19 protein-coding genes are annotated in these 22,631 nt (G+C 62.8%); all 19 read left to right on the top strand.

The annotated features are described in order from the left end of the window. Positions 1-654: 654 nt before the first annotated feature. A complete protein-coding gene (locus FJZ36_10945) occupies positions 655-1,029 on the top strand; it encodes a hypothetical protein (GenBank protein MBM3215419.1) in 375 nt (124 codons plus the stop codon). Between the two features lie 103 nt (positions 1,030-1,132). Next, entirely contained in the window at positions 1,133-2,017 is an 885-nt protein-coding gene (locus FJZ36_10940) for a hypothetical protein (protein ID MBM3215418.1), read from the top strand. A 485-nt stretch (positions 2,018-2,502) separates the two neighbouring features. Further along, the gene (gene dnaA / locus FJZ36_10935; protein MBM3215417.1) at positions 2,503-3,927 is read left to right on the top strand and encodes a chromosomal replication initiator protein DnaA; all 1,425 of its coding nucleotides are present in this window, start codon (positions 2,503-2,505) and stop codon (positions 3,925-3,927) included. Positions 3,928-4,486: 559 nt separating this feature from the next. Beyond that, positions 4,487-5,662: a DNA polymerase III subunit beta gene (dnaN, locus tag FJZ36_10930; protein ID MBM3215416.1), complete on the top strand. Its 1,176-nt coding sequence runs from the start codon at positions 4,487-4,489 to the stop codon at positions 5,660-5,662. Between the two features lie 2 nt (positions 5,663-5,664). After that, positions 5,665-6,111 carry a cupin domain-containing protein gene (locus tag FJZ36_10925; GenBank protein MBM3215415.1) on the top strand — a complete coding sequence of 149 codons (447 nt, stop codon included), beginning with the start codon at positions 5,665-5,667 and terminating at the stop codon, positions 6,109-6,111. Between the two features lie 5 nt (positions 6,112-6,116). Further along, positions 6,117-6,917 carry a 3-oxoacyl-ACP reductase FabG gene (locus FJZ36_10920; protein MBM3215414.1) on the top strand — a complete coding sequence of 267 codons (801 nt, stop codon included), beginning with the start codon at positions 6,117-6,119 and terminating at the stop codon, positions 6,915-6,917. Positions 6,918-7,112: 195 nt separating this feature from the next. Then, positions 7,113-8,231 (top strand): DNA replication/repair protein RecF, encoded by a 1,119-nt coding sequence (gene recF / locus FJZ36_10915; GenBank protein ID MBM3215413.1) that lies wholly within the window; start codon positions 7,113-7,115, stop codon positions 8,229-8,231. 14 nt (positions 8,232-8,245) lie between these two features. Continuing rightward, positions 8,246-8,812: a transposase gene (locus tag FJZ36_10910; GenBank protein MBM3215412.1), complete on the top strand. Its 567-nt coding sequence runs from the start codon at positions 8,246-8,248 to the stop codon at positions 8,810-8,812. A gap of 79 nt (positions 8,813-8,891) precedes the next feature. Then, positions 8,892-9,416 (top strand): DUF721 domain-containing protein, encoded by a 525-nt coding sequence (locus FJZ36_10905; GenBank protein MBM3215411.1) that lies wholly within the window; start codon positions 8,892-8,894, stop codon positions 9,414-9,416. A 35-nt stretch (positions 9,417-9,451) separates the two neighbouring features. Continuing rightward, positions 9,452-11,920, top strand: coding sequence for a DNA topoisomerase (ATP-hydrolyzing) subunit B (gyrB, locus tag FJZ36_10900; GenBank protein ID MBM3215410.1), 2,469 nt, complete (start codon positions 9,452-9,454; stop codon positions 11,918-11,920). Positions 11,921-12,023: 103 nt separating this feature from the next. After that, positions 12,024-12,206: a hypothetical protein gene (locus tag FJZ36_10895; protein MBM3215409.1), complete on the top strand. Its 183-nt coding sequence runs from the start codon at positions 12,024-12,026 to the stop codon at positions 12,204-12,206. Positions 12,207-12,421: 215 nt separating this feature from the next. Beyond that, positions 12,422-14,455 carry a hypothetical protein gene (locus FJZ36_10890; protein MBM3215408.1) on the top strand — a complete coding sequence of 678 codons (2,034 nt, stop codon included), beginning with the start codon at positions 12,422-12,424 and terminating at the stop codon, positions 14,453-14,455. Between the two features lie 244 nt (positions 14,456-14,699). Then, positions 14,700-14,909 (top strand): 2-oxoisovalerate dehydrogenase, encoded by a 210-nt coding sequence (locus FJZ36_10885; GenBank protein ID MBM3215407.1) that lies wholly within the window; start codon positions 14,700-14,702, stop codon positions 14,907-14,909. Next, positions 14,906-15,154, top strand: coding sequence for a type II toxin-antitoxin system HicA family toxin (locus FJZ36_10880; protein MBM3215406.1), 249 nt, complete (start codon positions 14,906-14,908; stop codon positions 15,152-15,154). The genes FJZ36_10885 and FJZ36_10880 overlap by 4 nt, the downstream gene beginning before the upstream one ends. 39 nt (positions 15,155-15,193) lie before the next feature. Continuing rightward, positions 15,194-17,719: a DNA gyrase subunit A gene (gyrA, locus tag FJZ36_10875; GenBank protein ID MBM3215405.1), complete on the top strand. Its 2,526-nt coding sequence runs from the start codon at positions 15,194-15,196 to the stop codon at positions 17,717-17,719. After that, positions 17,676-19,259: a tetratricopeptide repeat protein gene (locus FJZ36_10870; GenBank protein MBM3215404.1), complete on the top strand. Its 1,584-nt coding sequence runs from the start codon at positions 17,676-17,678 to the stop codon at positions 19,257-19,259. Before gyrA ends, FJZ36_10870 begins: the two co-directional genes overlap by 44 nt. A gap of 98 nt (positions 19,260-19,357) precedes the next feature. Further along, a complete protein-coding gene (locus FJZ36_10865; protein ID MBM3215403.1) occupies positions 19,358-20,782 on the top strand; it encodes a site-specific DNA-methyltransferase in 1,425 nt (474 codons plus the stop codon). Beyond that, a complete protein-coding gene (locus FJZ36_10860; GenBank protein ID MBM3215402.1) occupies positions 20,782-21,738 on the top strand; it encodes a restriction endonuclease in 957 nt (318 codons plus the stop codon). The genes FJZ36_10865 and FJZ36_10860 overlap by 1 nt, the downstream gene beginning before the upstream one ends. Before the next feature lie 15 nt (positions 21,739-21,753). Continuing rightward, a partial coding sequence (locus tag FJZ36_10855; protein MBM3215401.1) for an ATPase occupies positions 21,754-22,631 on the top strand: 878 nt, incomplete at its 3' end.

Genomic DNA, 22,631 nt, shown 5'->3' with positions numbered 1-22,631 from the left:
TCGCGGTCCCAGTGGGTGTGGGAGATGACGTGGAGCGTCCTCATCGGGAGTCCTTTCCGGGAACCCGGTCGCCGTGTTAGACCAAAGTCTGTGCTCACAGCATGCCAGGACGAGTCGCCTCGCGGAAGGGCGGTCTCCGCGTGGAGCCACCGCTTCAAACACGCGACATCGGACGCGCTACGCATGATGATGACGTCTCTCACCCCAAAGCCTACATGAGCCGAATTTACACACCTATTGACGGAACCTCAAGTCCTGTATAAGCTTCTCCTGCACGTAACCGCCAACACTGCGGACTTCACCTCGCCGCGATCGTGTTATATGAAGATCACTGCCTATGCCAGCGCCCCGAGCTGCCGCTGAAATCCTTAGCTTCATCGTTAGCTGGTTGTTCCGGCTGCTGTGGACTGTCCTTTACGCTCTTCTCTTCGCATTGTTCTACCTATTTAGGCTACTAAGGCGTCCTGTCACATGGAGTGGTCAACGATGCGTCATGCAGATCGAATCCGCACTTGCGGGCGACTCGCTCACCGCGTTAGCGGGATCGATGGGGTGTCTGTGTGGACTGTTGCTTCTCGTTCCAATTGATTTCGCGTTGTGCGCGGCACAGCGACTTGCTGGACATATGGCGGTACTCATCGAAAGGAAGGTGCAATGGATATTACGGGCCAGAAGGCGCTGCGGCAGATAGTTGAAGAGTATTCTAATTTGCTCGGAGACGTTGTGTTAGGCATGGATCGCTCGATTTCAGATCTCACAGAGAAGATCGAATCCGCTCTTCGAGTACTGGACAAGAAGTCAGATCGTCTCGAGTCTCTCATCGGTGAAGCGCGCTCCCTGCTATCAACCACACAGGGCGATGTCGAGAAAATGAGAGCCGCGATGAGCCGGATGGAACAAGACGCCACCCGCTTCGCGACTCTAGTAGACTCGACACGGTTCACGCGCAACGAGCGTCTCATCTACGTCGCGATGGCAGTAGCGGTCCTCTCACTCATCGTGTCAGTCGCTCAGATCATCGTTCGTTAGGAGATCGCCTGTGGACAGCCGTCTTGTCGACCTCGGGCGCAAGTACCGCAGATCGTCATCGCGAGACGAAATGATCTCCAACCTACGGGGAACGCGTCGTGCGATGATTCGACGCGATGAGTTCGCTCTCTTCGACTGCATCGCGTTAGTCCTTGGGATATCCGACTCAGCGATCGGCGCCCAGCACGTATCCAGTTCCTTGACACCTCAGATGGAAGAAGCATTCCATCTTGCCTTTCCACAATCGTCGCTTGCAGAGCTAGACAACGCGAGCGGAGACACACTGCGCGGGTTTCTAAACGGGTGGAAGGGCAAGTACTTCGAAGTGCTTGTCCGAGACAAACTGAACGCAGGCGAGCGACTGGGCGATCTGCGCCTAGACCACGGACAGACAGCCGAGCTCGCGTCGGATGTCACACAGCCAGGATGGGACCTCCGGGTCGTCGATGCCCACGGTCACGTTGTCGATCATCTTCAGATGAAGGCGACATCTTCTTTGGCTTATGTCAAGGATGCGATCCAGGCACATCCAGACATTAAGGTCATCTCAACAGATGAGATCGCGCATGGCTCCGGTGCCTTCCCAAGCGGCGTTACGAACGCTGAACTCGACACGAACCTACTCCATGCGCATGACTCAATGCACGGGCACCTACACGCAGCGCTCGACTCGTTCGACGCACTGCCTTTCGTCATGATCGTCGCCACCGAAGGGTATCGTTGCTTGGTCGGAAGGAAGTCGCTTGAGCTCGCACTCCAAGATGGTCTGACACGGTCTGTCGCTTCGCTGAGTGCGATGGGGGCCGTAGCAGTTGTCCACTTCCTCGACGGTGGGCTTATCTCGATCCCCGTCGCAATCATTGTCCGCCTAGGTGTAGGTAGCTTCTTGAGTCAGATCCGGTCGAATCACCAGTATACCGAAGTTTTCCGAACGAGAGTGACGCAACTGAAGCCGCTGTTATCAGCATACGCAACGACGAACCGATAGCTTCCGCACGACGGGCGAGCGTCCACAATCGTTTGCCCTTGTGCAAGTGCGTCGGTGTTGGAGTGGTATCAGGATTGGGCTGACGGAGGTTCCGTCAATAGGTGTCTAAGATCAATCGGCGGCGACCTCCCACGCTGATTCCTGTTGAACTCCTGTTCGCGGATATGCTCCGAGAAGCAGGGCTCCGCAACCCACAGATCGCGCGCATTCGCAAACGGAATTCAAAGAAGGAGCTCTACGAGTTCGACGTGAGCGCCACGAAGTAGTCGCCCTCCCGCCCATCCACGCCAGATTTTCGCAACCCCGCCGCATGACGACCCGTTGAAATCGACGTACCGGCAGTGTGGAAATCTTGTGGATAAGCCTGTGGGTAATCCCGTGGAAAACCCCGAGCTGCCTCACGGGTCGCGCCAGTAGACGCAAGCCGACTTGGCGCGTTAAGGGCGACGTAGCTGCAGGACATCCACCCATGACAGGAACCGGCGATGGCTGAACCATCCCCCTCCCTCTGGGAGGAGATCGTCTCGGAGATCGGCGACGGCGACCCCTACCTGGAGCAGGCACACGGTTCTCTGGTGGGAGAGTCCGACCTCGACGTCGCTGTCTCGTCCGACTGGGCGCGCCAGGTCATCGAGCGGCGCTATCTCGAGAGCATCCGCGCCGCGATGCAATCTCGCTTCCCCGACGCAACCGCCGACGTGCGCATTCACGTCGACTCGAACCTCCGCACGCCGCCGGCGGTGTCCGCCGCCCCCTTCGAAGACCTGCGCGACACGGAACCGGAAGCCCCAACGGAGATATCCCCCGACTCCTTCCGACGGGAGCGACGCACTCGCATTCTCCCCGCCGGCGAGAACGACCGCGCCGGGAATATCAATCCCCGCTACACGTTCGACCGCTTCGTCGTCGGTTCCAGCAACCGCTTGGCGCACGTCGCCGCCCTCTCGCTCGCCGAGAACCCCGACGGCAAGACGATCAACCCGCTCTTCATCTACGGGGGCGTCGGGCTGGGCAAGACCCACCTGCTCCACGCCATCGGGAACCTCGTCCGGCAGAAGCACCCGCACCTCAAGGCGCTCTACGTCTCCGCCGAGACCTTCACCAACGACATGGTCGAGGCGATCCGGTTCAGCACGGCGAACGCGAACCGGAACAAGTACCGCACCATCGACGTCCTGCTGATGGACGACATCCAGTTCCTGCAGAAGAAAGCGCAGTCGCAGATCGAGTTCTACAACACCTTCAACGACCTGCATAACGCGAACAAGCAGATCGTCCTCGCCAGCGACAGCTACCCGAAGGATATCCCGGAGCTCGAGGAACGCCTGCGCTCCCGGTTCATGTGGGGCATGATCACCAGCATCGACACGCCGGAAGTCGAGACGCGCATCGCGATCCTCCAGCGCAAGGCGGAGGACATGGGCATCGACCAGGTGCCCACCGATGTCGCGCTCTATATCGCCGAGAACGTCGCGACGAACATCCGCGAACTGGAAGGCGCGCTCGCGACGGTCTACCGATACGCTCATTTGGAGGCTCTGCCGGTAACCGTCGATCTCGTCCGACACGTGCTACGGCGGCAGAACGATGACGGCAGTAGCATCGCGCGCCAGCCGATCAGCACCGACTTGATCCAGCGGGTCGTCGCCGACTTCTACCGCATGAAGCCCAACGAACTGAAGGCGAAGAAGCGCACGAAGCGCATCGCGACGGGCAGACACGTCGCCATGTACCTCTGCCGGCAGCTCACGGACCTGTCGTTCGTGGACATCGGGCAGGATTTCGGTGGGAGAGACCACAGCACGGTCATCAGCGCGTGCACCAAGATCGAGAAGGAGATCGAGCGGAGCTCGGAGCTCGCCCGGACGATCCAGGAGATCATCCAGCGGATCCAGGGGAACCGCCGGTGATGGTTCGCTGAAATACTTGCGTTAGATACACATTCACGAGCACGGGCGAGCAGAGGGCGATTCGTTTCTTGCGTCGCAATATCGGTTCAGGCGCCCGGATCGACGATCAGGTGGGAACGATGGTATCCCGCGAACTTCTCAACAGTTCTCCACAAGTTATCCACAACCGTTCGATGGCGTCTTGCGATTCCGACGGCAGGAATCGCCTAGTTGGCTCAAGAAGCCCGAAATGTGGAAAACTCCGGGGAAAACCTGTGCGAATCGCGTGGAAGTCGCGTGGAAAGGCGTGTGTAACCCGCTCTGCGCCGTGTTTTCAGCATATCGCTGTGGGGAACATCCCTCACTTATCCACAAAGAACGCAACGGAACACAGCCTCTTGTCATCGGGCTTTCGGCGACCTATCCACTTCTCCACCGTGCCTACTACTAATGCTATGGGTACAATATGACAAGAAGAGAGACAGAAAGAACCAGACTGTGAACGAGATGACGTGCTGGGATCCGGGCGCGAACGAAATATGAGATTCTGAGCCGCTGACACCCAATATCGGAATCCCGGATGGAGTCGACCGAAGCCATCCATAGGAAGAGGACGGAATCGATGAAGATCCGCATCGCCCAGGAGGTTCTACTTCCGGCGATCCAGAAGCTGCAGAGCATCGCCGCGACGAAGAACACGCTCCCCGTGCTCGCCAACGTCCTGATCGACGCGCGAGACGGCGAGATCGTGATGACCGCGACGGACCTCGAAGTGGGGCTCCGCCTAAAGGTCGCTGGAACCGTCGAGCAAACGGGAGCCGTCACGATCCCGGCGCGAAAGCTGGGCGACTTGACCCGCCAACTTCCCGCCGGCGAAGAGATCCGCTTCGAGGCGACGGCGAACCATCAGGTGCAGATCGAGTGCGCGCGAAGCAACTTCCGCATCTACGGACTGGCTCCCGATGAGTTCCTCCACGGTCTCGCGCCGGAGACGTTTCCGAAGGATCCGTCCGAAGGCGGCGTCTCCTTCACGATGGATGCCGCGCTGATTCGGACGATGGCGGAACGGACGCGGTTCGCCGCCTCGACGGAGGAGACGCGCTACTTCCTGAACGGCGTCTACTTCCATATGACGCCGAAGTTCGTGCGCCTCGTCGCGACGGACAGCCGGCGGCTCGCGATGATGACGCACGAAGTCGAAGACCTTGTCAAGAAGGACACGGGCGTCATCCTGCCCCTCAAGGCGGTCGATGAGCTGCTTCGGACGTTCGGTGACGAGGGCGACCTGCGAATCGCTCTCCGCGACAACCAGATCGCGTTCAGCACCGAGAACACGACGCTCATCAGCCGACTCATCGAGGGCGAGTATCCGAACTATGGGCAGATCGTCTCCGGCGTGAAGGATAATCCGATCACCGTGACCGCTGCGCGTGAGTCGCTGTTGGCGACGCTGGCGCGCGTCAGCCTGTTCACGAATCCCAAGACAGCTTCCGTGCGGTTCGACGCCAAAGAGAACACGCTCCTCGTCTCGGCGAGCAGTCAGGACTTCGGCGAGGCAAAGGATGAGATCGACGCGTCAACCACGGAGCCGATCCAGATCGCGTTCAACGTCCGCTTCATCACGGACGCGCTCCGGGCGATCGAGACGGACGAGGTGCGCATCAACCTGAAGGAACCCACGAGCGCGGGCGTCATTCGTCCGGCGGACGACGAGTCGAACTACCTCTGCCTCATCATGCCCATGCGGCTGGAGTAGCCATGAGCAAGCTGCGCGTCGTCAAAGCCAGCGACGTGATGGGGTTCAGCCCGGCGGCGACGGAAAGCGCGTACATCTCCCGCCTGCTCGTCGACTCCGAGGGCGTCGGCTCCACGCGGCTCCAGATCAACCACGCGACCCTCAAGCCGGGCAAGGCTCCCGGAAAGGGAGAGGCGCACCCGGAACCCCATGACGAAGCCTATTACATCCTCAGCGGACAAGGCTTGATGGAGTTCTGGGACAAAGGCGAACACGAAGCCTACGAGGTGGGTCCCCAAACGGCGATCTTCATTCCCGCCGGAACCGGACACCGCATCACGAACACGGGCGATGAAGACCTCGTGTTCCTCACCCTCTGGCCCATCGCGCCGCAGTACGAAGGCGTGAACGGCGTCTACGACGAGCGCAAGCGCGCCTGGGGCAGAGCCTTCCGCCGCGTGGACGAGTGACCGCCCTGCGCGTCGAGCTCCGTGACCGCGTCGCGCTGGTGACCGGATCGACGCGGAACATCGGCAGAGCGATCGCCCTCGCCTTCGCAGGGAACGGCGCGGACGTGATCGTCAACAGCCACGAGCCGGACGGAGCCGAGGAGGTCGTCGGCGAGATCGAACGGCGGGGTCGGCGGGCGTGCTTCCTGCAAGCCGACGTCAGCGACCGTGGGCAGGTCGCCGCGATGTTCGCCGAGGCGATCCGCCGGTTCGGGAGGCTCGACCTGCTCGTCAACAACGCAGGCGTGAACGTTGGACCCGACCGCCGCGCTCCCATCCACGAGTTCCGCGACGAGGACTGGCGGCGGATCATCGCGACGGACCTCGACGGGATGTTCTACTGCTCCAAGGCCGCAGCGGCGCACATGGTCGAGCGCCGGTCGGGCAAGATCATCAACATCGGGTCGGTGGCGGGCTTGGTTCCGCTGCGACAGCAGATCGCGTTCGTCGCGGCGAAGGCGGGCGTCGCCAACCTGACGAAGGGCATGGCGCTGGAGCTCGCGCCCTACGGGATCCGGGTCAACGCCATCGCGCCGGGCTCCATCATGACCGAGGGAACGCGCTCGCTCTTCTACGGCGAGGGCGACGCCGAGAAGCGCCGGCGGGCGGAGAGCCTCATCGCGCACATCCCGCTGGGCGCTCCCGGAACGCCGGAGGACATCGCCCAGGCGGCGTTGTTTCTGGCGAGCGCCGCGTCGGACTACGTGACGGGTCACGTCCTGGTCGTGGACGGCGGCTGGACGTGCGGCTACAACCGGGAGTGGTGAGCCGACTAGACCCCTCCCCCACGCTTCGCGGGGGGAGGGACAGGAGCCTCCTCCGCACTTCGCGGAGGGAGGGGACGGTATCTCGTCCGCACTTCGCGGGGGAAGGCAGAGCGATTCTGACTCGGGCCCTCACCGCGCCTTGCGGGCGGAGGGAACGAGAAGGTTCGCGGACGCAAGACCAAACAGGAACATCGCGTGCGTCTCATCGAGCTGACTCTCGACTCCTTCCGCAACTACGCCGAGGCGAGCCTCGCCTTCGCCGACTTCAACGTCATCGTCGGGCAGAACGCCCAGGGCAAGACCAACCTCCTCGAAGCGATCCTCTTCCTGGCGACGACCAAGTCGCACCGCGCTTCGGCGGATGAGGAGCTCGTGCGCGAGGGCGGCGAGTCGTTCTATGTCGGCGGAACCGTCGAGGACGACGTCGTGCAGCGGCGCGTCGAGATCGGCTACGTCCTGGGCGGCCGGAAGCAGGTGAAGCTCGACGGGAAGGTGCAGGCGAAGTACTCGGCGCTCATCGGTCAGGTGAAGGTCGTCTTCTTCTCGCCGGAATCGCTCTCGTTCGTCAAAGGGAGTCCGGGAGACCGCCGGCGGTTCCTCGACGTGCTGGTGTCCCAGGTGCGCCCGGAGTACCTCAAGACGCTCCAGGACTACCAGACGGCGCTGCGCCAGCGGAACGAAACGCTCAAGCAGATCCGCGAGGGGCGGTCGTCGTCGGCGCTCATCGAGATATGGGACGAGCCGCTCGCGGCGTCGGGGTCGGCGCTGGGGTCGATGCGCGCGCGAGTGTGCGAGGAGCTCCGACCGGTCTTCCAGCGCCAGCAGGCGTATCTCACGAGCGGGTCGGAACACGGCGACTTGCACTACGCGCCGAACGTACCCATTTCCGAGGCGGAAGACGAAACGCAGAGCCGCTTCAAGACTCAACTGCGGGAGGAGCTCGACGGTGATATCGCCCGTGGGAGCACGTCCGTGGGACCCCATCGAGATGACGTGTTCATCTCCGTGAACGGGTCGGACGCGCGGAAGTACGGCTCGCAGGGGCAGCAGCGGACGTTGACGCTGGCGGCGAAGCTCTCCGAGCTGGAATGGATCCGCGCGACATGCGGGACGCTCCCGCTGCTCCTGCTGGACGACGTGACCTCCGAGCTAGACGAGATGCGGACGCGCCTGTTGTTCGAGGCGCTGCACGAGCTGCCGCCGCAGGTGTTCCTGACGACGACGCGCCTGGAACCGGAGCTCTACCAGTCGTTCGAGCCGGCGATTTGGGAGGTCCGCGGCGGCGTGGCGAAGCGAGCGGAGAGCGCTGCATGACGCGCGCTCCGGCGATGCCAACGCGTGATCCGGTACCCGACACAGGTACCACGCGTGCTCGTCGTCGTTCAATGCGCCTGCCTGAGTACGACTACGCGCAGGCGGGTGCGTACCACGTCACGATCGTTACCTACCGGCGCGTCTGCCGATTCGGCGACGTGGCGGACGGTGAGATGCGGATGAATGAGAGTGGTCGGATCGTGGACAAGGCGTGGGACGATCTTCCGAGCCACTATGCGCACGTGGTACTGGGTGCGTTCATCGTCATGCCGAATCATGTGCATGGAATCATCGTCTTGATGGACGACGATAGGCGTGTTGCGGTAGGGGCGGGTCTCAGACCCGCCCCTACGTCCCCATCATCACTCACTCGGCACGGCTTGCCGGAGATCATCCGCGCACTCAAGTCGTTCTCGGCGAGGCGCATCAACGCGGCGCGGAGCACTCCCGGCGCGCCAGTGTGGCAACGCGGATACTACGAGCGCATCATCCGCGACGAAGACGAGATGAACGACGTCCGCGCCTATATCGAGGCGAACCCCCTGCGGTGGGCGGACGATCCGGAGAACATCGGCATGTAGGAGCGACCCGGCGGGTCGCCCTCGTCATGAAGCGGGCGACGCATCGCGTCGTCCCTACGTAACGGCTGGGACATTGGGCATGCGATCCGTCCGAATCGACGCCGTCATCGAACGGCTCTTCGCCAAACGGGGCTATGACCGCCGCCGGAGGATCGAGCGCGTCTTCGACGTGTGGGACGAGGTCCTCGGCGAGGAGCTCGCGAAGCTGGCGCGCCCGCTGAGCGTCGAAGACGGCCTCCTGACGGTGACCGTCCCGGACTCGGCGGCGGCGTCTGAGGTATCATTCTCGCGGGAGGCGATCCTGCACCGGATCAACGACTATCTCGGCGTGCCGGCGGTCGACGACCTGCGCACGCGCGTACAGGAACGGTCGCGTCGTCCTCGTGAAGCGCCCGGACAGGTTCCCCAGTCCCATGTTGTGCCGGCAGAAGATGCCTTCGACCCGGAGCGGGGCACGCTGAGCCAGCAAGAGATCGCGTGGATTGAGGAGAACGCGGCTCGGCTCGAAGGCGTCGAAGCGCGTTCCGGGCTTCGCCGCGTCTTGATGATCCAACTGAAGCGCGCCAAGTGGGACGAGGCGCGCCGCAGACATCAGCAGTCGTGATTTCGGTGTCCTGAGCGAGAGGAGCTCGTCCATCGGTGGCAACCGAGTATAACGCCAGCAGCATCCAGATTCTCGAAGGGCTCGAAGCCGTTCGGAAGCGGCCCGGCATGTACATCGGCACGACGGGCCTCGCCGGGCTCCACCAGCTCGTCACGGAGCTGGTCGACAACAGCATCGACGAAGTGACCGCCGGCTACAGCTCCGAGGTCGAGGTTGTCATCCACGAGGACGGCAGCGTCAGCGTCACCGATGACGGTCGGGGCATCCCGATCGACATGCACGCGTCGGGCAAGTCGGCGCTGGAGGTCGCGTTGACCATCCTGCACGCCGGCGGGAAGTTCGACGGCAGGGAGAACGCCGGTTACAAGGTCGCCAGCGGGCTCCACGGCGTCGGGCTCTCCTGCGTGAACGCGCTGTCGGAGTCGCTCCATGTCGAAGTGCGGCGCGATGGGAAGGTGCACCAGCAGCGGTACGCGCGGGGCATCCCGACGACCGAGCTCCAGGTGAGCGGCATCAGCCGCAAGACCGGCACGAAGGTCACCTTCTGGCCCGACCCCGAGATCTTCCCGGATCGGACGTTCAGCTTCGACACGCTCTCGTCACGTCTGCGCGAGCTCGCCTTCTTGAATCGGGGCGTGCGGATCGTCCTGCGCGACGAACGACCCGCCGAAGACGGCAAGCTCAAGGAACCCCGCGAGTTCCACTATGAGAACGGGATCGCCGAGTTCGTCGCCTATCTCAACCAGGGCAAGGACGTCCTCTACCGCGAGCCGCTCCTGTTCCAGGGAGAACGCGACGGCACGCAGGTCGAGATCGCGTTCCAGTACAACGACGACTACGATGAGGTCATCTATTCCTACGCCAACAGCGTGAACACCAAGAACGGCGGCACGCACGTCAGCGGGTTCAAGACCGCCCTCACCCGGACGATCAACCAGTACGCGAAGGACAACGGCTCCTCGCGCACGTCGAAGGTGAAGCTCACCGGCAACGACATCCGCGAGGGGTTGGTCGCCGTCGTCAGCGTGCGCGTGTCGAACCCGCAGTTCGAGGGTCAGACGAAGGGCGCGCTGGGAAACACCGAAGTGGACGGCATCGTCCAGACGATCGTCAACGAGCAGCTCGCGACAGCGCTCGAGGAAAACCCGACGATCGCCAAGCGGATCATCGAGAAGAGCATCCAAGCAGCGGCGGCGCGGGAAGCCGCCAGCCGGGCGCGCGACCTGACGCGGCGCAAGGGCATCCTCGGTTCCTCGTCGCTGCCGGGCAAGCTCGCCGACTGCGCGGAACGCGATCCGGCGAAGTCGGAGCTCTTCCTTGTCGAGGGCGACTCCGCCGGTGGAACCGCCAAGCAGGGGCGCGACCGCATGTTCCAGGCGGTTCTGCCGCTGCGGGGCAAGGGGATCAACGTCGCCAAGGCGCGTCTCGACCGCGTTCTACGGAACGAGGGCATCGTCACCATCGTCTCGGCGCTGGGAACCGGCATCGGGAAGGACGACTTCGACATCGCGAAGCTCCGCTACCATCGGGTCATCCTCATGGCGGACGCCGACGTGGACGGGGCGCACATCCGCACGCTGCTACTGACGTTCTTCTTCCGCCAGATGCCGGAGATCATCCACGCGGGGCATCTGTTCATCGCGCAGCCGCCGCTCTACCGCGTGACGCGGGGCAGGCGCGTCGAGTACCTGCAGACGGACGAGCAGTTGACCGAGTTCCTCCTGAACGCCGCGCTGGACAACGTGCGCGTGCGAAACCTGCGACGCGATGAGGACTACACGGCGGAAGAGCTCGAAACGCTGGTGAACGCCGTCCGCCGGGTCGAGAAGCTGGTCAACGACCTGGGACGGCGCGGCATCGATCGCCAGCGGCTCTTCGCCCAGCACTTCCGGGGCGAGGAGCGCGTCCGGCTCTGGCGCATCGAGACGGACGAGGGCGAGTTCTACCGCTTCGAGGACGAAGGCTATGCCGACCTGTTGCCTCAGGATTCCGTGGAACGCGACGCGCAGATGAGTTTCGCGCAGCTCGCGGAGGACTCGGAGCTCCACGAGATCATCGTCGAGGATGTCTCCGACCTGCCGGAGATCCAGGAGATCGACGTCCTCGTGGTGGGTCTGCGCCCGCTGAACATTCTGCCGACGGACTTCCTCGTCGTCGGCGAGGAGGGCGCGAATACGGACACCATCTTCCGGCTGACGCACGGGACCCGGACGGAACGCGAGAAGACGGGTCGGTCGGTGTGGGAGCTTTTCGATCACATCCTGACAGTCGGCAAGCAGGGCTTGAACATCATGCGCTACAAGGGTCTCGCCGAGATGACCTGGGAGCAGCTCCGCGAGACGACGATGAACATCGAGAAGCGGACGCTCCTGCAGGTGAAGCTGGAGGACGTCGTCGAGGCGGATCGGATGTTCACCGTCCTGATGGGCGATCAGGTGGAACCGCGCCGCGACCTGATTGAGCGGTACGGTCAGCATGTTGAGCTCGATCTGTACGGGGCGTAAACAGCGCACGAGCGGTTCCGCACACGAAAGCGTCCGCATCGCGTGTTCCACGCGTACTGGGATACGAAGCTGGAGCTCGTTTGGTCAGCGCTCGACGAACTCGATGCCCTCGAACGCGCCGTTCGTAAGGTCTACGTCGAATGACGGAACCAACTTCCGCCGCTACTTCGGGCTGCTATGCCTTCTCGAAAGGCTTCTGCCGTGCGAGATCGACCTGCTGACCCGGAACGAGATCAGACCGCACGCGCGCGAAAGCATCGAGCGCGACCTGATTCCCGTGCTCTGACGGCGATAGACGGCGGGAATCTGCGAGTTGTTCTCAGTTGTACACACTCGGTCGGTGCGCCGGAAACGCGCGCCGCTGCTGGGATGAACGAGGATATCCACCGAGTTATCCACAAGTTGTGAACAGGTAGTCCACGAACGCGGTTGGTGCGTTGAGCGCCCAAGCACTATCCTATCCATGCGATTTCCTGATATCTCGCAGGGAAGGACACACCGTTGAGCATCGGGGATCGATGGCTCCGCTGGGTGGGACTCCTCATCGCGGTTGGACTTGTCCGACTCGCTTCCGCGCAGGATTTGGCGACGGACACGCGCATCGCGTTCGTCTCGGAACGCGACGGCAACGCGGAAATCTACCTCATCCGACCTGACGGCTCCGATCCCGTCAATCTGACGAATCATCCCGCGTCCGACACGCTTCCGAAATGGTCTCCTGACGGGAAGCGCATCGCGTTTCTCTCGAAGCGCAACGGTACGACGGATCTGTTCGCGATGAACGCGGACGGTTCGGGCGTCACGCCGCTGGCGAGCGTCGTCACGGACTTCGCTTGGTCACCGGACGGGACGCGGATCGCCTACGGGGATGGCAAGGCAGTCTACCTTGGGGACCAGCCGACGATATCGGTCGTGAACGCGGACGGGTCCAACGCACATCCCGTGGCGGCGGGCGACGAATTCGCCTGGTCTCCTGACGGAACTCAACTCGCCGTCATGTCGACAGGCCAGAGAGCCAGTGCAGAACCTTTCCCGCGACTGTTCGAAGAGGCTATCGTCGTCAGTGCCGATGGCAGTGAGGCGATACTTGCGTACTCCACGTCGTTCATCGCTACAGGTCATTCCACCCAACCATTCACACCGATCTGGTATCAAGACGGTTCGCGTGTCATCTTCTTCACTGCTCTTTGGAGCGGCCACCGGCACTATCGCGGCGGCAGGGCCGTCTCCGTGCATCCCGACGGCTCCGACCAGGTATTCCTCCCTGAGCTATACTCCAGACCCCTCTCCATCTCTCCTGACGGAATGCGCATTCTATGGACGCTCTTGCCGACACAGCCCGGCCCCAATACGTTACTTCTCTCCGTGACGGACTTGAGCGGAACGAACGCGCAGCGACTGAGTCCCGCATCGCTGAGCATTTCCGACGCATCCTGGTCGCCTGACGGAACCCACATCCTCGGCTGTATATCAAGATTGAAGAGCCCCGGCGATGTAGGTCTGTACCTTGTCGCGGCAGACGGATCAGAGCGTGAACGACTGACGTCCTGGGACGACTACCAGCCGGACTGGCAACCGATACCCGCCGTTGCGCCGTCAATGGTATTCGAGGGCACCTTGCCCGCCGGTCTGAGCATCTTCGCCGCGCCGCTACGGACGGACACGCTCAGCGGAGGAGGACAGACCATCTCCGTCGCCGAGGACGGCGGTGTTCTCATGGCGCGCCACCTCATCCGCCTCGGATCGACGGTCTGCGTCCGGCTGGTCGACGGGCATTGGGAGGCGGTCATCGGACGGGAAGGGCGCATCGTCTTCGGGCGGGACTTCCCGATAGAAGCCGCGCGGGGTTACGTCATCAACCTCCTGTCACCGATAGCGATCACCGTCGTAGGGACGGCGCACGGCACGCCGGCTCCCGCGTCTCCAGCGAGCCCGTCAGCTGTATGGGCATTCGCGGTTGCGGGTCGGGTCGAGGATGCGACGATCCTTCCGGAAGGGACGCGGGTTCGCGTGCGGAACACGCGGTTGAGCCGCGCCGTCGAGGCTGCGATCGAGTCGGATGGCAGCTTCGCCGCCGCGCTGGTGGACGGGGATCAACAGGTGACGGTCGGGGAGGGGGATCTTGTCGTCCTGGAACTTGTCGCGCGGCGCGGGGAAATCATGGGTCGGACGACGGCGTTGCGCGTCAGTCCGGACGACCTGCGGAACGCGTCCGCCGTCGCGAGCGTTTCCGCGCGACCGGAACGTACCCATCTCTTACCGAACTATCCGAATCCCTTCAATCCGGAGACGTGGATACCCTACGTGCTGGCGGACTCCGGCGAGATGACGATCCGTGTCTTCGACACGCGCGGGACGCTCGTACGGACGCTGATCCAGGCCGTCCGACCAGCGGGCTACTACACGGATCGCGGCTCGGCAGTATACTGGAATGGGAGCAACGACGCGGGCGAGACCGTCGCGAGCGGGGTCTACATCGTCGAGCTCTGTCAGGGGTCGAGCCGGAGCGTCCGGCGGGTCGCTATCGGACGGTGAGGGTCACGAAACGCCGTGCGAAGCGATGACATCCGTCGCCCTTCCGAACGTTATCGTAAATGGTGCACTTTGCGTTCGTGTCGTAAGCGATTAGCTCCGCCAGCATCCGAACCGCGCTCCGCGAGGGCAAGGTGGCTCTATGAAGCGGGCTCGGCAAGTGGATGAGATCGTGAACCAATGGGCTTCCCGAGCCGAGAACGACCTGGTGAACGCGGCACTTCATACGGACGAAGAGGCACAGCGCATGAACAGCGAAATCCTGTTCCTGGCTGAAGAGTCGCTCGAGGGCGGATACGAAGCGCGGGCGCTCGGCCACGCGATCTTCACCCAAGCCGAGACGTACGACGAGCTCAAGGACATGATCCGCGATGCGGTGTGCGTGCATTTCGAAGAGGAAGACCGTCCCCGAATCATCCGTGTACACTTCGTCCGGGAAGAAGTGCTCTCCGCGTGAGACTTCCTCGCGACATTAACGGCGACGAACTCGTGGCTCGCTTGGCACGGTTCGGGTATGTGGTTGTCCGGCAGAGCGGGAGCCATCTGAGGTTGACTTCGACGTTCAGGGATGAAGCCCATCACGTCACCGTTCCGCGCCATCAGCCTCTCAAAGTCGGGACGCTGAGCGCGATCGTCAAAGAGGTCGCGCGATATCTAGACAGGGACTGGCGCGAGCTTGTCGACGACCTTTTCTCGCACTGAGCTACCGTACCGACCAGCTAAGGACATCTGAAACCGAAGATGGCAATTTCTCCTCCACCGACGATCGACGATTCGACTGAGCGCATCCTGACGCGCTACATCGAGGACGAACTCCGCGATTCGTACCTGACGTACGCGATGAGCGTCAATACGAACCGCGCTATCCCCGACGTGCGCGACGGGCTCAAACCCTCCTCCCGGCGCATCCTCTACGCGATGTACGAGGAGGGACTCACCAGCGACCGACCCTACGACAAGTGCGCTGCCGTCGTCGGCGAGGTGATGAAGAACTTCCACCCCCACGGCGATGGGCCCATCTACCAGACTCTCGTCGGGATGGCGCAGGACTTCTCGATGCGCTATCCGCTGCTCGACGGGCAGGGCAACTTCGGCTCCATCGACGACGACCCGCCCGGAGCCATGCGCTACACGGAAGTGCGGCTCTCCCGGCTCTCCAACGAGATGCTCGCCGACATCGACCGCGACACCGTCGATTTCCAGCCCAACTACAAGGAATCGACGACCGAGCCGACGGTTCTCCCCGCGCGGCTCCCCAATCTGATCGTCAACGGGACGACCGGCATCGGCGTCGGCTATCTGACGCGCATCCCGCCGCACAACCTCGGCGAGGTCGTTGACGCGCTCGTCCACCTGGTCGATCACCCGGACGCGACGCTCGACGCCCTGATGGCGTTCATCCCTGCGCCGGATTTCCCGACGGGCGGCGTCATCGTCGGGCGTGACGGCGTCCGCGAGGCGTTCGGGACGGGTCGGGGTTCCATCACGATGCGCGCGCGGACGACCATCGAGCCGGTCAAAGACCGCGAGCAGATCATCGTCACGGAGATTCCCTACCAGATCAAGAAGAACGCCCTGCTCGAGAAGATGGCGCACTGCGTCAACGAGAAGACCATCACCGGTATCTCGGACATCCGCGACGAATCCGACCGCGAGATCCGCATCGTCATCGAGCTCAAGCGCGGCGAAGTGACCCAGGTCGTCTTGAACCAACTCTTCAAGCACACGCCGCTCCAGACGACCTTCAACGTCCTGTCGCTCTGCCTCGTCGACGGACAGCCGCGCGAACTCTCCCTCCCCGACATGCTCTACCACTACGTCGAGCATCGGCGGGAGGTCATCCGGCGGCGCACGGCGTACGACCTGCGCCGTGGCGAAGAGCGGCTCCACGTCCTCGAAGGCTACCGGAACGCCCTCAGCCACATCGACGAGATCATCGAGATCGTCCAGGAATCGAGCTCGCCCGCCGAAGCGCGCGAGGCGATCATCGACCGCTTCGGGTTCTCCGAAATCCAGGCGGTCGAAATCCTCGGACTCACCCTCCAGCGCCTGACCGGGCTGGAACGCCAGAAGATCAACGACGAATACACCGACCTGCTCGTCAAGGTCGAAGAGTACCGCGCGATCCTCGAAAGCGATCTGCTCGTTCGCAACATCATCAAGGAAGAGCTGCTCGTCCTCAAAGAGACCTACGCGGACAGCCGCCGCACGTCGATCATCGCCCACGAGGGCGACCTACGGATGGAAGACCTCATCGCCGACGAGCAGATGGTCATCACGCTCTCCCATTCGGGCTACATCAAGCGGATCCCGCAGGACACCTACCATCGCCAGCGGCGCGGCGGAGTGGGTATCAAGGGCGTCGAGTCGCGCGAGGACGATTTCGTCAGCGACATGTTCATCGCCTCCAACCACCAGTACATCCTCATCTTCACGAACACGGGGCGATGCTACTGGCTCAAGGTCTATGAGATACCGGAGGCGAGCCGTCAGGCGCGGGGTAGGGCGCTGGTGAATCTTCTCTCCCTCAACGATGAGGAGAGCATCGCCGCCGTCGTGCCCGTCCACGAGTTCGACGAGACGCGGACGCTCCTGTTCGCGACGCGCGCCGGCATCGTCAAGCGATGCGCCCTGGACGACTTCTCCCGTCCGCTCTCGACGGGCATCATCGCCCAGTCTCTGCGCGACGGCGACGTGCTCATGGACGTCCGCATCCTGGAACCTGAGGACCAGATCATCATGGTCACCGAGCAGGGCATGTCGATCCGGTTCTCCCAGGACGACGTGCGGGTGATGGGCAGAACCGCCCAGGGCGTGCGCGGCATCACGCTCAACGACGGAGACGCCGTCGCCGGGGTCGCCGCCGTCGTGCCGGATACGAAGGTCGATGACGCGACGCTCCTCGTCGTGACGGAGAACGGTTACGGCAAACGGACGGATATCGACGAGTACCGTTTGCAGAACCGGGGCGGCAAAGGCATCATCACGATCAAGACGAATCGGAGGAACGGAAAGGTCGTCGGAGCCCGCCTCGTCTCGCCGGATGACGAGATCATGGTCATCAACACCAACGGGCTCATCACCCGGATGTCCGTCCGCGACATGCGCGTCATCGGGCGCAACACCCAGGGAGTTAAGATCATGTCCCTGCGGGAGGGCGAGCACATCCAAGCGATCGCGCGTATCCAAGAGGACGCCGAATCCGAAGTGCAGGGAGACGCGAATGGGAACGGCGCGGGAGGTTCCAACGAATCGTCGGAGTCGTGAGATTCGTCTGGCGTTCGGGTTGGTGTGCGCTCTGCTGACGGCAGCGGCACACGGCGCGGAGCCGACCGTGTGGACCGAGGGCGGTCTGGAGCCCATCGCCATCGCGGCGCCGGGGGTTCGCGCCAAGCTCGAGATCGAACGGCTCGCCGACACGCGCTACATGCTCGCCCTGTTCCACGAGTACGCCCAGGACCCGCGCCGCGCCCGCGACGAGCTCGAAGCCTGCGTCCAGACGCACCCCGACTCCGCCCTCTTCCACGCCCGGCTGGCTTCCGTCCTGCTGACGATGAACGACGTCCGCCGCGCCGAGAACCTGAGCCAGCGCGCCATCGAGCTCGATCCCAAGAACGCCGACGCGTTCGTGACGCTGGGCAGAGCCAGCCTGGTGCGCCGCGACTCGGCGCGCGCGCTGGAGTACTTCCGCAGAGCCGTCGAGGTCGCGCCGAAGCACGCGGAAGGGCTGGCATCCCTCGGGAGCGTCGCCGGCGAGCTCGGGGAGTACGACACGGCGATCTCGGCGTACACGGCGCTCATCAAGCTGCGGTCGATGGACCCGCGCTATCGGTTCTTCTTGGCGCGGGCGTATGCGGGCAAGGGCGATGCGGATTCCGCCGTCGCCGAGTTCCGCCACGTGCTCCAGTTGAACCCGACCTACATCCCGGCTCGCACGGCGCTGGCGCGGCTCTACGACCAGAAGGGGCTGCCCGAAGACGCCATCCGCGAGTACGAGACGCTTCTCAGGCTCCAACCGGCGCAGCTTCCGGCGATCCTGAACGAACTCGGGAAGCTCTACGTGGCGCGGGAACGGTTCCCCGAAGCGATCGGTGTCTACGAGCAGATCCTCGCGGCTTCCGAGGGAACCAACGACATCGCGCGCATCCTGCTCGCCCGGCTCTATGCCGCCGAAGGTCAGTTCGACGATGCCATCGCCCAGTGCAAGCACGTCGTCGAGCGCCAGCCGAACAACGCCGAGGCGAACCGGCTGCTGGGCAGCCTGTACCTGTCGGCGGAGCGGCATTACGACGCCATCGAAGCCCTGACCCGCGCCCTCAGCATCGAGCCGGATCACGAAGACGCCCTCTACTGGCTCGCGATGACCTACGACCAACTCGGCGAGACGGACACCGCCATCCAGACGTTCCAGCGCCTGCTGAACCTCTACCCGCAGAACCACATGGCGATGAACAGCCTCGGGTTCCTCTTCGCCGAACGCGGCGAACGACTCGACGAGGCGGTGCGGCTCATCCAGAAGGCGCTCGAAGCGGAACCCGAGAACGGAGCCTACCTCGACAGCCTCGGCTGGGCGTACCACAAGCAGGGGAAGTCCGACCTGGCGGTGCGCTATCTGGAACAAGCGAACGAGCGCCAATCGGGGAACAGCGAGATCCTGGAACACCTCGGCGACGCCCACCTGAAGGCGGGGAACCCGGATCGGGCGATGACGTTGTGGCAGGAAGCCCTCGAAGCGGGCCCCGGGAATGATGCGCTCCGCCGGAAGATCGAGACGCGCGGCGCTTCCCAGGCGCGGAGCGGGCAGTAGCGCTTCGAGTTGCCTCGAGCGCAATCCATGGACACGGATAGTGTCTGCCGAACACGCTGCCCACTTACGTGCCATAGCCTTTGTTGCGGAGAATTCCCGTGCGAGATCGCGCCGAACAGCTTCGGATTGAGACGGGAAGTCCGCTGTTCGACGCCGTAGACCACGCCCGCGCAGAGCTTTCGGCTCGCTTCGCTGACAGATTCGTGACGGAGCCGATGCTAACGCGTTCGCTAGTGAGCTTCCAGGCGAACAAATCAAGGCCTGCGTATCGCTGGTACAAGTTCAAGGAGGCGTTCTCTGCTTCGCTCGTGGAATATTTCTTGCACCGATTCGGGATACAGCGCGGCCGGATTCTTGATCCGTTCGCGGGGAGCGGAACGGCTCTTTTTGCCGCAAGCGCTGCGGGAATCGACGCTGACGGCGTTGAGCTACTGCCCATCGGTCAGCAGATCATCCGAGCTCGGCAGATCATACGCGCTGGACTGCCAAAGGAAGACCTTGATACCCTACGGCAGTGGTCGCGGTCGCGCGTCTGGGAGAGTCACGGTACCAGAGCTGTCGTGCCAGAGCTTCGAGTGACGAAGGGAGCCTATCCCGACGAGACGAAGGACTCCATCGAACGGTATCTTGCAGCGTGTCAGGACGTAAGCCTGTCGGTGCGGACGATCCTGCGTTTTGCGCTGTTCTGCGTTCTCGAGGAAGTCAGTTTCACGCGCAAGGACGGGCAGTACCTCCGATGGGACTACCGCTCCGGACGGCGTCAAGGCAAGAAGATGTTCGACAAGGGCGCTATCGCCGACTTCGGGTCAGCAGTCCAATCGAAGCTCACGGAGATCCTCCTGGACGCCGTTGCTACTGAAGAAGACGAACTGGTGTCGTTCGCGGACCTGAACGGCGCGATTCGGCTCTTCGAAGGTTCCTGTCTACAGGTCCTACCGGGTCTGGACGACCTAGCTTACGACGCGATCATCACGTCGCCTCCCTACTGTAATCGTTACGACTACACGCGAACCTATGCGCTGGAACTCGCGCTGCTGGGCGTTGACGACCGAGGTCTCGGTGAGCTGCGCCAGCAGATGCTGAGTTGTACGGTCGAGAACCGGGCAAAAGACCTGCGCGGGATGAATCCTCAGTGGGCATTGGCGCTAAATGCCTCAGATCGCCAGCCATTGCTGCAGGCGATCCTGGCGTTCCTCGAGGCACAGAAGGCGGACGGTTTCCTGAATAACAGCGGCATTCCTCGGATGGTGCGCGGGTATTTCTACGAGATGGCATGTGTCATCGCCGAGTGCTCTCGAGTGATGAAAGGGAATGCCCCGCTTCTGATGGTCAATGACAACGTGCGGTATGCTGGCGTCAGCATCCCGGTCGATGCGATTCTCTCCCACATCGCGGAGCAGGTTGGCTTTCGCGTCGAAAGCATCCTGGTTCTGCCCAATGGGAAGGGAAACAGCAGCCAGCAGATGGGAGAGCACGGGCGCGAAGTGCTGCGGAAGTGCGTCTACGTGTGGAGAAAGCCGTGATGTCCGGAGCCCCATACCGGCGTCACCTAGCGTCCAGCGAAGACCTCGTCACGACGTACGAAGCCACAAGGGCTGGGTTCGTCCAACTCGCCCTAGAGAAGAACCGGCGCGCGACGCCCTTTGTCCATGAAGCCCGGGCGCTGCAGCATTCCGCGGCGAGAGCCCGAGCACCCAAAGACCTTCTTGCGATCTCAGATATCGAGGCTGGGCTGCTGACAGCCGCCGGGCTATCCGACAAGGCGTTGACGCATCTTCGACCCGAAGACAAGAAGGAGGCGATCCGACTTCTGATCGAGAACCACCTCGAACCGGCGGGGGTGAAGTTCGTCGAGGAGCTCGTGTTTCGATTCCTGCTGACTCGTGGAGACACGCTCGGGGGCTCGATGCGGAATGCTGGCGGGGTGCTCGCGCAACGCAGGCTCGTCCGTGCGTTCATCTCGACGCTTAGGATGGCAGGCACTGGCTATCGTTGGCTTCACACGAAATCGCGCAAGTGGATCGAAGGATCCGACAACGACTCGGACATCGAACTTTCGTTGCGCGGGCTCAGTTGGGTGCGCGGCAATCGCTCACGGACACTTCTCAGCAATCTGACAATCCCCTTCGTGGGGAACAACGTGGACCTGTGCTTGCTGGACATTAGTCACGGCGATCTGGCACGTGACACGTACGAGAGCGCTTCGGTGTACGTCGCCGTCGGAGAGCTCAAGGGAGGCATCGATCCTGCGGGTGCGGACGAGCATTGGAAGACGGCGCGAACCGCGTTGGACCGAATCCGCAAGTCGTTCCGCAGCGAGTCTCGAGTGCCGGCCACGTTCTTTGTCGGCGCTGCCGTCGAGAAGAAGATGGCGACCGAGATATGGCGTTCACTGGAGAACGGCTCACTGACCAATGCCGCGAACTTGAACGACGACCGCCAGGTGGCATCGCTATCGACCTGGTTGTGCAGTCTGTAGCTTAAAGGCAGACCCATGGCGAGGATCGAGGGCATCCGAATCCGGAACTTCCGGTCACTGAAAGACGTGACCCTGGGCAAGCTCTGGAACACGCAGGGAGTCGAACCGCTGACGCCGATCACGGCGGTCATCGGCAAGAACGGCGTCGGCAAGAGCGCGCTGTTCGACGTGTTCGGCTTTCTCGCGGACTGCCTGAAGGTGGGCGTCGAGGAAGCATGCGATGCGCGGGGTCGCGGCGGCTTCGAGCGCATCCGGACGCAGGGGCAGACGGGCCCTATCGGGTTCGAGATTTACTACAGGGAAGAAACGATATCCCGTCGGATTGCCTACGATAGGATACAGGGCGAGAGCGGTTCGACTGTGGTTGACGTGAACCTCAGCGAAAAGCCGAGCTCCCGTCCGATCACCTACGAACTGTCCATTGATCTTGATCCATCCGGTCGGCCCTACGTGAAAAAGGAACGATTCCGACAACGGAGGGCAAGACAATCCCACGGACGACCGTATTCGTTTCTGATTCTAGATGAAGGTACGGGAGTCGTTTGGAAGGGCCTTTACGCAGGTGCGAAATTGGGCGACGAAGACGATTCATCAGCGCCATGGTTTCTGGTTCAAGGTAAAGGCGCTGAGGGGGGCGGTTTCGAGGAAAGCGCCGAGTCGGAAACAGTCGAACTCGAAGACGTTCGGAAACTCGGTATTGCCACCCTCGGAGCGCTCAGACAACACCCGCGCATCGCGTCTTTCCGCCGGTTCATCGAAGACTGGTACCTGAGCTACTTCGTTCCCGACGCGGCGCGGGGCCTCCCGCTTTCGGGGCCGCAGAAACGGCTGAACGCACATGGGGACAACCTGGCGAACGTCGTCCAATACATGGAGCGAGAACACAAGGATCG

The organism is Candidatus Poribacteria bacterium (assembly GCA_016866785.1).
Classification (GTDB): Bacteria; Poribacteria; WGA-4E.
The sequence above is the reverse complement of the archived record's forward strand: the minus strand, read 5'-3'. Positions and strand labels throughout refer to the sequence as shown.

Excerpts from the sequence above, each read along its gene's own strand:
- FJZ36_10945 (MBM3215419.1), top strand. The coding sequence starts at position 655 with ATGGATATTACGGGCCAGAAGGCGCTGCGGCAGATAGTTGAAGAGTAT.
- FJZ36_10940 (MBM3215418.1), top strand. The coding sequence starts at position 1,133 with ATGATTCGACGCGATGAGTTCGCTCTCTTCGACTGCATCGCGTTAGTC.
- dnaA (MBM3215417.1), top strand. The coding sequence starts at position 2,503 with ATGGCTGAACCATCCCCCTCCCTCTGGGAGGAGATCGTCTCGGAGATC.
- dnaN (MBM3215416.1), top strand. The coding sequence starts at position 4,487 with ATGGAGTCGACCGAAGCCATCCATAGGAAGAGGACGGAATCGATGAAG.
- FJZ36_10925 (MBM3215415.1), top strand. The coding sequence starts at position 5,665 with ATGAGCAAGCTGCGCGTCGTCAAAGCCAGCGACGTGATGGGGTTCAGC.
- FJZ36_10910 (MBM3215412.1), top strand. The coding sequence starts at position 8,246 with ATGCCAACGCGTGATCCGGTACCCGACACAGGTACCACGCGTGCTCGT.
- FJZ36_10905 (MBM3215411.1), top strand. The coding sequence starts at position 8,892 with ATGCGATCCGTCCGAATCGACGCCGTCATCGAACGGCTCTTCGCCAAA.
- FJZ36_10895 (MBM3215409.1), top strand. The coding sequence starts at position 12,024 with ATGCCCTCGAACGCGCCGTTCGTAAGGTCTACGTCGAATGACGGAACC.
- FJZ36_10885 (MBM3215407.1), top strand. The coding sequence starts at position 14,700 with ATGAACAGCGAAATCCTGTTCCTGGCTGAAGAGTCGCTCGAGGGCGGA.
- gyrA (MBM3215405.1), top strand. The coding sequence starts at position 15,194 with ATGGCAATTTCTCCTCCACCGACGATCGACGATTCGACTGAGCGCATC.
- FJZ36_10870 (MBM3215404.1), top strand. The coding sequence starts at position 17,676 with ATGGGAACGGCGCGGGAGGTTCCAACGAATCGTCGGAGTCGTGAGATT.
- FJZ36_10860 (MBM3215402.1), top strand. The coding sequence starts at position 20,782 with ATGTCCGGAGCCCCATACCGGCGTCACCTAGCGTCCAGCGAAGACCTC.